The sequence below is a fragment of the Klenkia terrae genome (assembly GCF_900491935.1).
GTDB classification, from domain to species: Bacteria; Actinomycetota; Actinomycetes; order Mycobacteriales; family Geodermatophilaceae; genus Klenkia; species Klenkia terrae.
On record NZ_UEXK01000004.1, the window covers coordinates 3815007 to 3829357 of the forward strand.

A 14351-nucleotide genomic window follows, 5' to 3' on the forward strand; every position below is an offset into this window, starting at 1 on the left:
ACATCCTCGCCCGAGGACGACGCGGGCCGCCCTGTAACGCGGGCGGGTCTGCCGGACACTGACCCCGACGTGGGCGCAGCAGCAGGACGACGGGCATGACCTCCGCGGCGGAGGTGCGGCTGGAGCAGCTCTGGCAGGAGCACGCGCCGGCCGTGCTGCGCTACGCCCGTCGCCGCGTGGACCCTGCCGACGTCGACGACGTGGTCACCGAGACGTTCACGGTGGCCTGGCGACGGCAGACCGACGCGCCGGAGTTCGCCCTGCCGTGGTTGCTGGCCATCGCGCGCCGGGTGGCGGCCAACCACCTGCGGGCGCGGGACCGGCGCGCGGCCCTGCTGTCCCGGGCGGCCGACGTCGCCGAGCGGGAGCCATCGCCCCAACCCGGGGCCGGCGAGGCGGTGGCCGGGGCGCTGGCCCAGCTGCGCGACGACGACCGGGAGCTGCTGACGCTCATTGCCTGGGATGGGTTGTCGCCGGCCGAGGCCGCCGAGGTGCTCGGGTGCTCCCCGGCCGCCCTGCGGGTCCGGCTGCACCGGGCCCGGCAACGCCTGCGAGCCGTGCTGGCCGAGACCGACCCCACCCCCGTACCGGACGCCGCACCCCAGAGAGGCCGACGATGAGCCGCACCCCCGACGACCTGGACCTGCTCCTCTGCGAGGCCGACCCGGTGGGCAGCGGTGCCCCGACCGTCGCCGAGGTCGCCCAGCTCGCCCGGCTGCGGTCCCGGGTGGACGACGGCCTCGGCGCCCCGGTCCGGCGGAGGCGCCGGTGGTGGCCGGTGCTGACCGTGCCGGTGGGGGTGGTCGCCGCGGCCGCCGTCGTCGCCGTCCTGGTGTCCGGGACGCCGCCGACCCGCGAGCCCGCTGCCGACCCGGCGACCGTCGAGGTGCTCGCCGGGAACGCCGCCCGCACGCCGGAGGTCCTGGGAGAGATCGCCACGGCCGCAGCGGCGGCGTCGGTGCCCGTGCCGCAGGCCGACCAGTACGTGTACGTGCGCAGCCTGAGCGCCTCGATCGACGCGACCCCGGCCTACGAGGGCACCGGGCCGGCGGTGTTCGAGGGGCTGCAGGACCGGGAGGTCTGGCTCTCGCAGGAGCCGGACGGCGGGATCGGCCTGATCCGCGAGGACGGCGTGGACACCCGGCTGAACCTCGAGCTCGGCGGCGGGGGCGATCCCGCCCGCTACGAGGTGCTCGCCCAGCTCCCGACCGACCCGCAGCAGCTGCTGGACCAGGTGCGGGCGACCGCGTCCGACGACCTCGCGGCGTTCCTCGCGATCGGGAGCCTGCTGCAGGAGAGCCTGGCCCCACCCGCCGTCGACGCTGCGCTCTACCGCGCGGTGGCGCTGATCCCCGGCGTCGAGGTCGTACCCGGGGCGCAGGACGCCGCCGGCCGCGCCGGGATCGGGGTGGCCCTGGTGCGGAACGGCCAGCGGCACGAGTGGATCTTCGACGCCGGTACGCACTCCTACCTGGGGGCGCGGGAGTACCTGGTCGCCGACGGTCCGATGGGTCCGGCCGGCACGCTCACCGGGTTGACCGCGGTGCTCGCCCGCGGGGTCGCCGACTCCGCCGGCACGGTGCCGGACGCCGAGGACCTGGTCGGCTGAGCATCTCCGGCCGGGGTGTCCGGTCGTCCCTGCGGGTGTCCGCGCATCGCGATGACCGCACACCCTGAGGGATGTGCGGACACCCCCGGGTCAGGGCAGCTCGGAGGCTGCGTCGTCCTCGCCGGCGGGGGCCTTGCCGCGCTGGTCGAGCCGGTCGGCCAGGCCGAACAGGAGGACGCCGACGACCATCGCCAGCAGCGTCGTGGCGAAGACGGTGAAGACGAGGTCCCCGTTCAGGGAGTCGCGCGCGACGAACCACATCACCGCCAGCGCGACCACCCAGATCAGCGGGCTGGCCATGCCGAGCACGCCGACTCCGCCGAGGACCCGCACCAGGACCGAGCGGCGTCCGGTGGCAGCAGGGTCACGGGGTGGATGCGGCACGGCCCGAGCCTAGGAGGCCAGGGTTGACTGTGGGTCGTGGACCCAGTGGTCGAGGCGCTGCACTCCCTGCCCGTGCCGGTACCGGAGGCGATGACGGCGGTGCCGCCGGTGCCCGGCATCTACGCCTGGTGGGGGCGCTTCGGTGCGCTGCCCGGCATCTCCGGCCCGCGGCACCCGACCGCCCCGGTGCAGCTGCTGTACATCGGCATCGCACCGAGCGGGGCGACGTCGGCGGCGACGCTGCGCTCGCGGGTGGTGGGTGACCACATCCGCGGGACGACGGGATCGTCGACGCTGCGCCGCTCCCTGGCCGCGCTGCTCACCGAGCAGCAGGGCTGGCGGAGCCGCTGGACGACGCGGCCGGTGCTGGTGAACAAGGACGAGCTGGCGCTGTCGGACTGGATGGCGCAGACGCTGCACGTCAGCTGGGCCGAGCACGCCGAGCCGTGGACGGTGGAGTCCGACGTCATCGCCGAGCTGGAGCCCCCGCTCAACCAGGCGGAGAACAAGTCGCACCCGCTGCACGGCTTCGTGGCCGACGCCCGTCGCCGCTGGCGCGAGGCGGCCAAGGCCGCCGGTCGCTGAGCGCCGGCGGCCGAGTCCCCGGCGAGGACTCAGCCGGCCCCTGTGTCAGGGGCAGCCCTCCTCGCGCTTCACCACGCCGAAGTCGATGGAGCCCTCGACCTCGCCGGTGACCTGCTGCCCGGCCGCCACGTTCTGGTCGCAGACGATCCAGTTCGAGTCCAGCACCTGGTTGCGGGTGCCGAGCAGGTCGTGGGACACGGTGAGGAAGACGCCGTAGGTCTGGATGGTGTCCTGGGCGGTCTGCAGGTCGGTGCCGACGAGGTCGGGCATGGCGAAGTCCACGACCGGCGCTGCCACGGTCGTGGGGGTGACCGCGGGTGCGGGCGCAGGTGCCGGTGTGGTCGCGGGCGCCTCGGTGGTCGGCGCGACGGCGCTGGCCGAGGTCGCCGCGCTGGTGGCGGCGGGTTCGTCGCTGCCGCAACCACCCAGGACGAAGGCGGCGAGGACGGTCGCCGCCGCTCCCCAGGCGGCAGGACGGCGGAGGAGCGGCGTCCGCAGGACACCCTCCTGGGCCCGTGCTGCTCGTGCGGACCGGTCCTTGACGTGCTGCGTCATCGTGGTTCCCCCGTTGCTCCGTGGTGCGGCGTCGTGCCGGGGACCCCATCGGCGCAGACGACACCGTCCGGTACCGCGCGGTGTCGGTGTCGTCTCCTCTGCCACACGTGCCCCGTCCATGCCGGAGTCGGGTGTGTCGGAACCGTCCGGTGTCGTTCCCCTACCTAACCTGGCGCGGCTCCATCAGCCACCCACGGGGGACACCATGCGTTCTGCTCGCTTCCGCTTCGACGGCGGCGCCGCGACCTACGTCGGCACCGCACTGCTCGGCCTGGCCATCACCGTCTTCACGCTCGGCATCTGCTACCCGTTCGCGTTGGTGCTCAACGAGCGCTGGCGGGCCAAGCACTCCTACATCGACGGCTTCCAGCTCCGGTTCACCGGCTCGGCGATCGGCCTGTTCGGCAACTGGCTCAAGTGGCTGTTCCTCTCCTTCATCACCTTGGGCGTCTACCTGCTCTGGGTGATCCCGCGCATCCAGCGGTGGAAGTGGCAGCACACCGAGTTCGACCAGGCCGCACCGCCGTTGCCGCTGGTGTCCGTGCACGCCGCCGGGGCGCTGCCGCCCCGCGGTGACGGTGGCTGGGCCGCGCAGCCCCTCCCGGCGGTCGGCCGGTGACGGCCTCCCCGCAGGAGACGGTCTCGGCGACCGGCACCGGGCGCTGGTACCTCTGGGTGGCCGGGCTGTCGGTCGGCTTCTTGGCCTGCGTCCCGTTCTGGCACGCGGCCCAGCAGCTGCACGGGCCCGACGTCCGCCGGTGGGCGGTCGCGTTCACCGCGGTGACGGCGTGGCTCGTCGTCCTCCTGGTCCTGACGCCGGACCGGAACCCCGACGGCACGACACCGGACTCGGTGTTCAGCACACTGGGCGGGTTCTCGGCGCTGGCGGCCGCGGTCGTGTCGGTCGTGAAGCTGAACGGTCTGCGGCGCGAGGTGTACGGCGGGGTGGTCCCGACCGCCCGGCCGCTGCACACCGACCCGGCGATCGCCTCGATCCTGGCCGCCCGCACCCGCCGCGCGGAGACCCGCGAGCTGATCGCTCGGGACCGGTCCATGGCACGTGAGCTCGGCATCGGCCGCCCGGACCTCGGCCGCGGCTACGACGACGGCGGGCTGGTCGACCTGAACGGTGCGCCTGCCTCGGCGATCGCGTCGGTCTGCGACATCGCCCCGGGGCTCGCCGACGCCGTCGTCGCGGCCCGCTCGGCACGGGGCGGCTCGTACTTCACCGTCGACGAGCTCTTCCTGGACGTCCACCTGCCGACCGAGGCCGAGGAGAAGCTGCGGGAGCGCGCCTTCGTCTGACGGGTCACGCACGCCCCGAGCCCAGGAGCGACGCCGTGTGTGCGACGGGTTGGTGGGGGCATGCAACGACCCATGGAGATGCGCACGCTCGGTCGCACCGGCGTCAAGGTCAGCCCGCTCTGCCTGGGAGCCATGATGTTCGGCGCGTGGGGGAACACCGACCACGACGAGTCGGTCCGGGTCATCCACGCCGCCCTGGACGCGGGGATCAACTTCGTGGACACCGCGGACGTGTACTCGGCGGGGGAGTCCGAGGAGATCGTCGGCAAGGCGCTGGCCGGGGGACGGCGGGACGACGTCGTGCTGGCGACCAAGGCGCACGGGGCGATGGGGGAGGACCCCAACCAGCAGGGGAACAGCCGTCGGTGGCTGGTGACCGAGGTGGAGCACAGCCTGCGCCGGTTGCAGACCGACCACATCGACCTCTACCAGATCCACCGTCCCTCGGCCGACGCGGAGATCGAGGAGACCCTCGACGCGCTGACCGACCTGCAGCGGGCGGGGAAGATCCGCTACTTCGGGTCCTCGACGTTCCTGCCCTCGCAGGTCGTGCAGGCGCAGTGGGCGGCGGCGGTGCGGCACAGCGGGCGGTTCATCAGCGAGCAGCCGCCCTACTCGATGCTGGTTCGCGGCATCGAGCGCGAGCTGCTGCCGGTGACCCAGGAGTACGGCATGGGCACCCTGGTGTGGAGCCCGCTGGCCGGTGGCTGGCTGTCGGGCAAGTGGCGCAAGGGCGCCGATGCCCCCGAGACGCACCGCGCCTCGGCGATGGGCGGCCGGATGGCCTCGCGCTACGACCTGTCGGACCCGATCAACCAGCGCAAGCTGGACGCCGCCGACGCCCTGGCCGGGGTCGCCGAGCAGGCCGGGGTGAGCCTGCCGCAGCTGGCGATCGCGTTCACGATCCGGCACCCGGGGGTGACGTCGTCGATCATCGGACCGCGGACGATGGAGCAGCTCACCAGCCAGCTCCCGGCGGTGGACGTCGTCCTGACCGACGACGTGCTGGACGCCATCGACGCGATCGTGCCGCCGGGGACCAACATCCGGGCCGACGACGCCGGGTACGCCCCGCCCGCGATCACCGACGCGTCGCTGCGTCGGCGCCTGGCTCCTATACCCTATACACATCTGACGGTGCCGACGCCTTCTAGATATCGCGGGCCCCCCGTAGCCTAATANGCGATCACCGACGCGTCGCTGCGTCGGCGCTGACCCCCCCCCATCCCCCTCGACGACAGGAGGCGGTCGATGGCGACCGTGGTTCTGCTGGGCACGCTGGACACCAAGGGCGAGGAGGACAGCTGGCTGCGCGCGCAGCTGGAGGCCGCCGGTTGCGAGGTCGTCACGGTCGACGTCGGCAGCTTCACCGAGGACGCCGCGGCCGACGTCCCGTCGTCCGAGGTCGCCTCCCGGTCGGGGGTGGACGTCGGCCCGCTGCTCGCAGCGCGTGACCGCGGTGCGGTGATGGACGCGATGGGGAAGGGCGCGGCAGCCGTCGTCCGGGATCTGCTCGAGCAGGGCAGGTTGCACGCCGTCCTCGCCGTCGGTGGGTCCGGTGGCTCGTCGATCGCGGCGCCGGCGATGCAGGCGCTGCCGGTCGGCGTCCCGAAGCTGCTGGTGTCGACGATGGCGTCGGGGGACGTCGCGCCCTACGTCGGGCAGTCCGACGTCACGCTCATGTACTCCGTCGTCGACATCTCGGGGCTGAACTCGATCTCGCGGGCGGTGCTCGGCAACGCCGCCGCCGCCGCGGCCGGCATGGCCGTCGCCTACGAGCGTCGGACGGCGGAGCCGGCGACCGACGACGCGCCGCTGGTCGGCGCGAGCATGTTCGGGCTCACCACGCCCGCGGTCGACGAGGCTCGGGCCCGGCTCACCGAGCTCGGCTACGAGGTGCTGGTCTTCCACGCGACCGGCGCCGGCGGCCGCGCGTTGGAGGGCCTGGCCGATGCCGGGCTGCTCGCCGGTGTGCTCGACCTGACCACCACCGAGCTCGCCGACGACCTGGTGGGCGGGGTGCTCACCGCCGGTCCGCACCGGCTGGAGGCGGCCGGACGGCGCGGCATCCCGCAGGTGGTGAGCGTCGGTGCGCTGGACATGGTCAACTTCGGCGGCCGGGAGACGGTGCCGGCTGAGTTCGCCGATCGGCAGTTCCTGGTGCACAACCCCACCGTCACGCTGATGCGCACCACGGCTGAGGAGAGCGCGGAGCTGGGACGGCGGGTGGCGGCCAAGGTCGGCGCGGCCACCGGCCCGGCCGAGGTGCTGCTGCCGGTGGGCGGGGTGTCGGGGATCGACGTCCCCGGTGGGCCGTTCGCCGACCCCGACGCGGACGAGGCCCTCTTCGGCGCCGTCCGGGAGGGGCTGGCCGGCACCGACGTGCCGGTCACCGACTGGGACGGCGCGATCAACGACCCCGGCTTCGGCCGGCTGGCCGCCGAGCGACTGCACGCCCTGATCACCGCCGAGGGGAACTGATGGACGCCGCAACGGCACGAGCTCGACTGCTGGCGACCGCCGCTGCCGGCCGGCCGATCATCGGCGCGGGCGCCGGCACCGGCCTGTCGGCGAAGGCCGCGGAGGCCGGTGGGGTCGACCTGCTGATCATCTACAACTCCGGGCGCTACCGGATGGCCGGCCGCGGTTCGTTGGCCGGGCTGATGCCCTACGGCGACGCGAACGCGATCGTCGTCGACATGGCCCGCGAGGTGCTGCCGGTCGTGCAGGACACCCCCGTGCTCGCCGGGGTGTGCGGCACCGACCCGTTCCGGCTGATGGGCCCGTTCCTCGACGAGCTGGTGCGGATCGGGTTCGCCGGGGTGCAGAACTTCCCGACGGTGGGGCTGATCGACGGGACGTTCCGGGCGAACCTCGAGGAGACCGGCATGGGTTTCGGCCTGGAGGTCGAGATGATCCGCGCCGCCCACGAGCGTGGTCTGGTGACGGCGCCCTACGTGTTCGACGCCGAGCAGGCGGTGGCCATGACCGAGGCCGGGGCGGACGTGCTGGTGCCGCACATGGGCCTGACGACCAGCGGGACCATCGGCGCGCAGACCGCGATGACCCTGGACGACGCGGTCGCGCGGGTGCAGGAGCTGCGCGACGCGGCGGTGGCGGTGCGCCCCGACGTCCTGGTGCTGTGCCACGGCGGGCCGATCGCCGAGCCCGCCGACGCCCAGTACGTGCTGGAGCGCACCACCGGCGTCGCCGGCTTCTTCGGTGCGTCGTCCATGGAGCGGCTGCCGACGGAGAAGGCGATCGCCGGGCAGGTGGCGGAGTTCGCCGCGTTGCGCCTGACGTGACCGTCCGTAGGCCGGGGGCAGGGAGCGGGTTCAGCCGGCCGTCTCGGTGATCGCGAACTGGATGCTGCCCGACGGGGCGGCGCCGGCGTCCAGGGTCTTGTCGTCCAGGACGGTCGCGGTCTTGCCGTCCAGGAAGACCCGGGCGCCGTCCTGTTCGACGACCTGGTCGTCGTCGGCCGGCACCGCGGCCAGGCTGACGGCGAGGGACTGGTCGGCGGTGTCGCCGGAGATGCGCAGGCCGCCCTGCTCGGCGGCCTCGCTCTTCTCGGTGATGCTGCGGATCGCGGTGGTCGCCTGCGGGGTCAAGGTGAGCACGGGAGAAGGTCCTCTCGGAGTCCAGGACGTCGTTGCTGACCCCTCGAGCCTCGGCGGCCCGGGCGGCCCGGGTCAACCCGGCGCCGAGATCGTCATGACCTCGTAGCACGAGCAGGTGCCTGGCAGGCTGCAGGCCGTGGCCGATGACTTCCTGGTGGCACGCAACCCTGACCCGGACTCGTCGCTGCCCTACCTGATCCGGGTGCCGCTGGGTGCCGAGGGGATCGTGCTGAAGGCCCGGGAGACCTGGCCGGGGGCGACGAAGGTCTACTGCCACCGGGCCGAGGGCTGGCCGGCGGACGCCGAGGTCCTCGAGCGGCACGAGGTGCGCACCTGCACCCGGCGCGGACCGGCCATCGACCTCGTCCTCACCCGGGCCCGCCGCAACCGCTCGCAGCTGGTGCTCACCCGAGCCCGCGGTCGCGAGGTCGTCTTCTGGCAGACCCCCAGCACCAGCAAGCAGGCCCGGCCGGGTGTTGCGCTGCCCACCGCCCGGGCGGCCGGCCAGGTGCTGGAGATCGTCGTCGACACCGCGGAGAAGTACCCCTGGACCTTCGGCCACCAGCAGGCGGTGACCACCCGGCGGCGGTTGGCCGCCGGCGACTACGCCGTGCTGCGGGACGGCGAGGTGCTGGCCGCCGTCGAGCGCAAGACCCTCGCCGACCTGGTGACCAGCCTGCGCAGCGGGAAGTTGACCTATGCGATGGCCGAGCTCAGCGCGCTGCCCCGGTCGGCGGTCGTCGTCGAGGACCGGTACAGCCGGCTGTTCTCCCTGGAGCACTGGCCCGGCGCCGCGGCTGCGGAGGCGCTGGCCGAGGCGCAGGCCCGGTTCCCCGCCGTGCCGGTGGTGTTCTGCGAGACCCGGCCGCTGGCCCAGGAGTGGACCTACCGCTGGTTGGGCGCCTGCCAGGCCGAGTTGGCAGCCGCCGCGGACACCGCCGGGGTCGAGCAGACCTTCGCCCCGGCCGGGCCGGTGCCGGTCCCGGCGCCGACCCCGGCGCAGGTGCGCCGGTGGGCGCGCGCGGAGGGCATCGACGTCAGCGACCGGGGCCGGGTCCCGGCGGAGCTGACCGCCCGGTACCTGGCCTCCCGGACAGCCAGTACCGAGGACTGAGCCACGGCCTACCGGGCGGCGGTCGGCTGCAGCACCGCCTCGGTCAGCGCCTGGGTCCGGTGCTGGGTGAACTCCTGGTACTCGGGGTCGGCCACCATCGCGCTGAAGGCCTCCCGGCTCGGGTACCGCACCAGCAGGACGGCGTCCCACGCCTGGCCCTCCTCGGCGACAAGCGGGGTGCCGCCGTCCCCGGCGTAGACGACCTCGCCGCCGTAGCGGGGGAGGAACGTCTGCTCGACGGCCCGGGAGTAGGTGGCGTAGGACTCCCGGCCGCCGTCGGCGAAGCGCAGCAGGTTGAGCATGACCACGGGCCCGCCGGGGTCCTCGGCGAGGAACTGCTTCAGGTCGGCACCGCGGGGGTTGATCGCCATGGGCCCGCACCGTAGCGGCTCAGGCGGGCACCGGCGCCGTGTGCACCAGCTCGGCGATCTGCCGCTTGACCTCGTTGAAGGCCGGCGAGGTGACGTCCCGGTCGGGGAGGTGCGTGCGGGACAGGGCGGTGCCGCCGATGAACAGCAGCGCATCCGCCAGGCCGGCTGCGGAGAGCGCCGCGAGGACGTGGCTGATCGCGTGGTCGCGGAGCACCTGGGAGTCCGCCACCCCGAACCGGTCGCGGACCACTGCGGCCTCGGCCGGGTCGAGTCCGCGGCGGGGACGACGGCCGGCGGTCACGGGTGCTCGGCGCGGAGCCGCTCGAGGGTGCGGGTCATCCGTTGACCCCGGGCCAGCAGGTCGAGCCGCTCGGGTGCACAGCGGGGGAGCAGCGTCCGGACGACGTCCCGGACCTCGTCCGGCAGACCGCCCAGCTCGGGGCGCCGGGCGAGGTCGAGCACGGTCTGCTCCGGCGTGGTGACCAGGACGCGGCCGAGGTCCGTCGGCATCAGGGCGGCGTCCAGGTCGTCGACGTCGCGGGCCACGAAGGTGAGGACGGCGTCCGGCCGGTCGAGGAGGCGCAGCGGTCGCCGTCGGGTGGGGACGGCGACGACGGCGAGGCCGACGGCGCGGGGGAGCGCTCCGTGCAGCCGGGCCGCGGTCAGGTGCATCAAGACGGGGACCCGGTCGCCGTAGAGGGCGGTCGCAGCGCCCGCGGCGACCGCCTCCAGCGTGGGCAGCCAGGTGACGTCCTGGTCGTCGGGCAGGGCGTAGTAGAGACCCGGTGCCGCCTTGCGCACCCGTCCGCCGCGGGTGAGCCGGGCAAGCTGCACGTTGGGCTGGGTGTAGACAGCAGCCAGGTCCTGGGGACGGATCGTGCGCAGCGGCGCCTGGGTGATCGCCGTCGGGACGGCAGTCATGGATCCTCCTCTCACCGTGCAAAACCTTATCTTTCGGATAAGGATGTGACCAGTGGACGGTGCGTTGTGAGGTCGGAGGTCGGCACCGGACGACCGAACAGCCAGCCCTGACCGGCGTCCACCCCGAGCGTGGCCAGCCGGGCGCACTGCTCGTCGGTCTCGATGCCCTCGGCGAGCACCGTGGTGCCCATCCCGGTGGCGAGGGCGACCAGGCCGCGCAGCAGACCGACCGAGGCGTCGTACCCGGTGACCGAGCGGTCGAGCTTGAGCACGCTGATCGGGTAGCGCTCGAGGTAGGCGACCGAGGTGTAGCCGGTGCCGAAGTCGTCCAGGGCGACCCCGACGCCCTCGAGGGCGAGATCGCGGAGGGGGACGACACCGGCGTCGGCAGGCAGCTGGTCGTGCTCGGTGATCTCCAGGTGCAGGCGCTCCGCGGCCAGTCCGCTGGTGGCCAGGGCGGCGCGCACCGTGCCGGCCAGGTCCGGGTCGACCATGGAGGACCGGCCCAGGTTGACGCTCACCGACCAGGTCGGGTCGATCTCGGCCTGGGCGGCGCGGCAGGCCTCGCGGAGCACCCAAGCGTCCAGCGCGGCGCCGTGGCCCTGGGACTCGGCGATCGGCAGGAAGGTGTCGGGGGAGACGAGCCCGCGGGTGGGGTGCCGCCAGCGCAGCAGCGCCTCGCAGCCGATCACCCGCCGGGAGGGCAGCGAGACGAGCGGCTGGTAGAGCAGGAACAGCTCGCCGGCGGTCGGGTCGCCGTCCACCAGTCGGCGCAGGTCGGCGCCCAGCGCGAGCTGACCGAGCACCTGCTCCCGCTGCTCGGGGGCGAACAGGGTCGCGGTGCCGCGGGCGCCGGACTTGCTGGCGTAGAGGGCCACGTCGGCGTCGGCGAGGGCGTGCGCGAGCTCGCTCCCCGGTCCGAGCGGGACCCACCCGGCGCTGCAGCGGACCGGGAACGGCCGGCCGGCGAGGGTGACCGGCGCGTCGAGGGCCCGGGACAGGAGGTGCGCCGGAGCGTCGGCGCCCGGGGGCAGCAGCAGGACGAACTCGTCGCCCCCCGAGCGGCACACGGTGCTGCCGGCGGGGACGGTCTCGGACAGCCGGCTCCCCACGGCGACGAGCAGCTGGTCGCCGACCTCGTGGCCCCAGGTGTCGTTGACGTGCTTGAAGTCGTCGAGGTCGAGCACCACGAGCACCCCACCGGCCTGCACGGTCCGGCTCACCGGGTGCACGAGGTCCTGGAAGGCTGTGCGCAGGCCACGACGGTTCAGCAGACCGGTCAGCGGGTCCTGGCGGGCTAGCCGCTCGCTGGCGCGCACGGTCTGCGCGCCGCGGGCGATCGCCAGGCCGGCCAGCAGCGCCGCGATGGCCAGGTACGCCTGGTTCGGGAGCAGCTGGCCGCTCTGCAGCTGGGCGAGCGCGATCGGGACGAGCACCACCGGGGTGGTGCCCAGCAGCCGGGTCGACTCCGAGCGCTGGCGGCCCGGGCCCCCGGTGGCGAAGGCGGAGGCGACCTGGGGGTGCAGGCAGCCCGCAGCGAACAGCACCTGGGCGACCACCCAGACCACGCCCTGCTCGGCGTGGACGCTGGCCAGCCGGACGCCGGTGTCGGACACCAGGGCGTCGTACACCGACGCGGTGACCCCGCCCAGCAGGACCAGCCCGATGCTGGGTCCGAGGTCCGCGCGGGAGCTGATGTAGCGCAGCGCCAGGCACACCATGACAGCGTCGAGCGCCGCCACCGCCTGCGGCCACGTCAGGTCGGGGGACCGGATGGCGAGCGCCGCCTGGACGACGGCCAGGGCGACGACGCTGGCGATCATGGCGCGGTCGGCCCGCCGTCCCCAGTGCTCCCGGCGGGGCCGTCGCGGCTCGGGCCGCGCCCCCGAGCGCTGCCGGAGGAAGAGCAGGGGAGGAAGCCGGCGACCGCCACCATGCCGGCGGTCTGGAAGGCCATCCCGAGCGCTGGTGCGGCGCCGCCGACGGCGAACGCCACGGTCCAGCAGGCCAGCGAGGCCGACATGAACAGCCAGGGTCCCCGGCGGTCGGGCCGGTACAGGCGCAGACCCACCAGCGGTGCGACCGCGGCCAGCCCACTGGCCAGCAGCACCGCAACCGGTCGGGTGGCCGGCCAGACCGAGCCCGCGACCAGCAGCACGGCGGCGACCGCCAGGACACCCGTGGCGACGGGTGCGCTGGCGACCACCGCCGTGTCCGGGGGCACCGCGCGACGGGGGAGGCTCACGCCGGGGTCGTCGGTCGCGGGTGCACCGGGCTTGAGCGTGCGGGCGGCGGGTTCACCCCGTCGGGTCTGCCGGTGGGGGGCTGATCAGCCGAAGGGCTGGGTGACCGGGATGCCGGCGAGGGCCTGCAGGGTCAACAGGACGACGACGACGGCGTACCCGGCCGAGACGATCGCGACGACGCGGAACCGGGTGCCGGAGCTCTCCAGCGCCGGCACCCGACGCCGCTGCGCCTCGAGCCCGAACGCCAGCAGCGGCAGCGCCTGCAGGGCGTGCATGCCGACGAAGTGCGGGACCCGCAGGTCGCCGCCGGTGGTGGACCAGCCCAGCAGCGGCAGGCCGGGTCCGCCGTCGGCGACGCCGACCGCGTGGGCACCGGCGATGCCGGAGAAGCTGTCGAGCTGCTCGGCCGTCGGCGAGGTCATCAGGAAGGCGACGGCCATGCCGGCCAGGCCGATGACCAGTCCGGCGCGGATCGCCAGCCGGCGGGCCGGGTCGTCGGAGGCCCGCCACAGCAGGACGGCGAGGACGAGGGTGACCAGCCACACCGCGGCGATGGCGAAGCCCATGCTGGCCCAGGCGGCGCCACGCAACGGGCTGGAGACGTTGAAGTGGCTGGTCGTGCCGGTGGCGACCGCGCCGACGATCACCGCCATCTCGACGACCATCCCGGTGACGACCACCCAGGCGATGCCGCGGCCCAGTTTCCTGCGTCGCGCGGGCAGGAGGGTGAGCAGCAGAGCGATCGTCACCGCGTAGATCGCGATGGAGATGGAGAACTTCAGCGGCTTGAGCCAGCCGTTGGTGCCGGTGATCTGCACGGGGTCGACCACGGCCAGGATCGCGGTGACCACCGCCGTGACGGCCATGACCGCAGCGAGGACCAGCAGCGGCCGGTTGAGATCGGGCCTCGTGGGGGTGGGGGATTCGAGGACGGCGGTCATGACGGACTCCCGGGGACGAAACCGAAGCGGCGGACGGACTCGTTGGCCTGGGCCATGCGGCGGAGACCGGCGAAGAGGGCGTCACCCAGCACGGTGCCGATGACGACGGTCTGGGCGGCGGTGGCGGGTCCGGCGTCCAGGTTCTTGGTGACGGTGTCGAGGTCGGCCTCGGCGACCACCTCGGCGGCGCGGGCGTAGGCGGGCAGGGTGGCGGCGAGGTCGTCGCGGCCCAGGGCCCGGTACCGGTCGAGGACGGTGGCCGCGGCGGTGATGCCGGGGCCGTCGGGGGTGAACGTCCAGCCCTGCCGCCGGACGACGTCGGCGACCCGCTGCAGGGACTCCTCGGACGGCGGGGTGGTGACGGTGGGCAGCGACGCCTGGGCGATGCCCAGGGTGTTGCCGAACGGGTGGGCGGGGTCGTCGGCCGCGATGAGGATCTGCTTGGCCGCCGCGACGCTCAGGCCGCCGACCTCGATGAGGGAGCGGATCAAACGGAGGCGGGCGAGGTGGTCCTCGCCGTACTCGGTCTGGTTGTAGCCGGTGCGCTCGCCGGGGCTGAGCAAGCCTTCACTGACGTACCACTTGATCGAGGCGGCGCTCACCCCGGTAAGGCGAGCTAGCTCGGCTATGCGCACGGTGACAGCATCTCTATCGATAGCTGCGCTGTCAATAGACCGTCACTTCTGTTCCCGGGCCTGAG

The 14351-nt window shown here is 74.0% G+C and carries 19 protein-coding genes; 9 read left to right on the forward strand and 10 right to left on the reverse strand.

The features are described 5' to 3' along the window. The first annotated feature begins 95 nt into the window (after nucleotides 1–95). Together LFA75_RS19030 and LFA75_RS19035 are read left to right on the forward strand one after the other, a co-directional pair. Complete coding sequence (locus tag LFA75_RS19030; protein ID WP_225235163.1) at nucleotides 96–620, forward strand: RNA polymerase sigma factor; 525 nt, start codon at nucleotides 96–98, stop codon at nucleotides 618–620. Continuing rightward, complete coding sequence (locus LFA75_RS19035) at nucleotides 617–1609, forward strand: CU044_5270 family protein (RefSeq protein ID WP_225235164.1); 993 nt, start codon at nucleotides 617–619, stop codon at nucleotides 1607–1609. Before LFA75_RS19030 ends, LFA75_RS19035 begins: the two co-directional genes overlap by 4 nt. A gap of 90 nt (nucleotides 1610–1699) precedes the next feature. On the opposite strand, the gene LFA75_RS19040 is transcribed toward LFA75_RS19035, so the two are convergent. Then, complete coding sequence (locus LFA75_RS19040) at nucleotides 1700–1993, reverse strand: hypothetical protein (protein WP_225235165.1); 294 nt, start codon at nucleotides 1991–1993, stop codon at nucleotides 1700–1702. Nucleotides 1994–2029: 36 nt separating this feature from the next. On the opposite strand from LFA75_RS19040, the gene LFA75_RS19045 reads away from it, so the two are divergent. Then, nucleotides 2030–2578, forward strand: a complete 549-nt coding sequence (locus LFA75_RS19045; protein WP_225235166.1) for a GIY-YIG nuclease family protein — start codon at nucleotides 2030–2032, stop codon at nucleotides 2576–2578. 45 nt (nucleotides 2579–2623) lie between these two features. On the opposite strand, the gene LFA75_RS19050 is transcribed toward LFA75_RS19045, so the two are convergent. Continuing rightward, on the reverse strand, nucleotides 2624–3133 hold the full coding sequence (locus tag LFA75_RS19050; RefSeq protein ID WP_225235167.1) for a PASTA domain-containing protein: 510 nt from the start codon (nucleotides 3131–3133) through the stop codon (nucleotides 2624–2626). Nucleotides 3134–3338: 205 nt separating this feature from the next. Between LFA75_RS19050 and LFA75_RS19055 the strand changes: the two genes are divergently transcribed. The 5 genes from LFA75_RS19055 (at nucleotide 3339) to LFA75_RS19075 (ending at nucleotide 7743) form a co-directional block, all read left to right on the forward strand. Beyond that, complete coding sequence (locus LFA75_RS19055) at nucleotides 3339–3752, forward strand: DUF898 domain-containing protein (protein WP_225235168.1); 414 nt, start codon at nucleotides 3339–3341, stop codon at nucleotides 3750–3752. Further along, a complete protein-coding gene (locus tag LFA75_RS19060; protein ID WP_225235169.1) occupies nucleotides 3749–4438 on the forward strand; it encodes a hypothetical protein in 690 nt (229 codons plus the stop codon). Before LFA75_RS19055 ends, LFA75_RS19060 begins: the two co-directional genes overlap by 4 nt. A 60-nt stretch (nucleotides 4439–4498) precedes the next feature. Then, entirely contained in the window at nucleotides 4499–5617 is a 1119-nt protein-coding gene (locus LFA75_RS19065; protein WP_225235170.1) for an aldo/keto reductase, read from the forward strand. 72 nt (nucleotides 5618–5689) lie between these two features. Next, nucleotides 5690–6919, forward strand: a complete 1230-nt coding sequence (locus LFA75_RS19070; protein WP_225235171.1) for a Tm-1-like ATP-binding domain-containing protein — start codon at nucleotides 5690–5692, stop codon at nucleotides 6917–6919. Beyond that, nucleotides 6919–7743, forward strand: a complete 825-nt coding sequence (locus LFA75_RS19075; RefSeq protein ID WP_225235172.1) for a phosphoenolpyruvate hydrolase family protein — start codon at nucleotides 6919–6921, stop codon at nucleotides 7741–7743. Before LFA75_RS19070 ends, LFA75_RS19075 begins: the two co-directional genes overlap by 1 nt. A 30-nt stretch (nucleotides 7744–7773) precedes the next feature. On the opposite strand, the gene LFA75_RS19080 is transcribed toward LFA75_RS19075, so the two are convergent. Next, on the reverse strand, nucleotides 7774–8058 hold the full coding sequence (locus LFA75_RS19080; protein ID WP_225235173.1) for a Fe-S cluster assembly protein HesB: 285 nt from the start codon (nucleotides 8056–8058) through the stop codon (nucleotides 7774–7776). Nucleotides 8059–8194: 136 nt separating this feature from the next. On the opposite strand from LFA75_RS19080, the gene LFA75_RS19085 reads away from it, so the two are divergent. Continuing rightward, nucleotides 8195–9172, forward strand: coding sequence for an ERCC4 domain-containing protein (locus LFA75_RS19085; RefSeq protein ID WP_225235174.1), 978 nt, complete (start codon nucleotides 8195–8197; stop codon nucleotides 9170–9172). Between the two features lie 8 nt (nucleotides 9173–9180). On the opposite strand, the gene LFA75_RS19090 is transcribed toward LFA75_RS19085, so the two are convergent. From LFA75_RS19090 to LFA75_RS19120, 7 genes are all read right to left on the reverse strand, one after another. After that, complete coding sequence (locus tag LFA75_RS19090) at nucleotides 9181–9543, reverse strand: DUF1330 domain-containing protein (RefSeq protein ID WP_225235175.1); 363 nt, start codon at nucleotides 9541–9543, stop codon at nucleotides 9181–9183. Nucleotides 9544–9562: 19 nt separating this feature from the next. After that, the gene (locus LFA75_RS19095) at nucleotides 9563–9844 is read right to left on the reverse strand and encodes a hypothetical protein (protein ID WP_225235176.1); all 282 of its coding nucleotides are present in this window, start codon (nucleotides 9842–9844) and stop codon (nucleotides 9563–9565) included. After that, entirely contained in the window at nucleotides 9841–10464 is a 624-nt protein-coding gene (locus tag LFA75_RS19100) for a type IV toxin-antitoxin system AbiEi family antitoxin domain-containing protein (protein WP_225235177.1), read from the reverse strand. The genes LFA75_RS19095 and LFA75_RS19100 overlap by 4 nt, the downstream gene beginning before the upstream one ends. Before the next feature lie 26 nt (nucleotides 10465–10490). Next, complete coding sequence (locus tag LFA75_RS19105; protein WP_225235178.1) at nucleotides 10491–12287, reverse strand: putative bifunctional diguanylate cyclase/phosphodiesterase; 1797 nt, start codon at nucleotides 12285–12287, stop codon at nucleotides 10491–10493. Then, a complete protein-coding gene (locus LFA75_RS19110) occupies nucleotides 12284–12709 on the reverse strand; it encodes a hypothetical protein (protein WP_225235179.1) in 426 nt (141 codons plus the stop codon). Before LFA75_RS19110 ends, LFA75_RS19105 begins: the two co-directional genes overlap by 4 nt. 84 nt (nucleotides 12710–12793) lie before the next feature. Continuing rightward, on the reverse strand, nucleotides 12794–13651 hold the full coding sequence (locus LFA75_RS19115; protein WP_225235180.1) for a hypothetical protein: 858 nt from the start codon (nucleotides 13649–13651) through the stop codon (nucleotides 12794–12796). Next, entirely contained in the window at nucleotides 13648–14286 is a 639-nt protein-coding gene (locus LFA75_RS19120) for a MerR family transcriptional regulator (protein WP_225235181.1), read from the reverse strand. The genes LFA75_RS19115 and LFA75_RS19120 overlap by 4 nt, the downstream gene beginning before the upstream one ends. Between the last annotated feature and the right edge of the window lie 65 nt (nucleotides 14287–14351).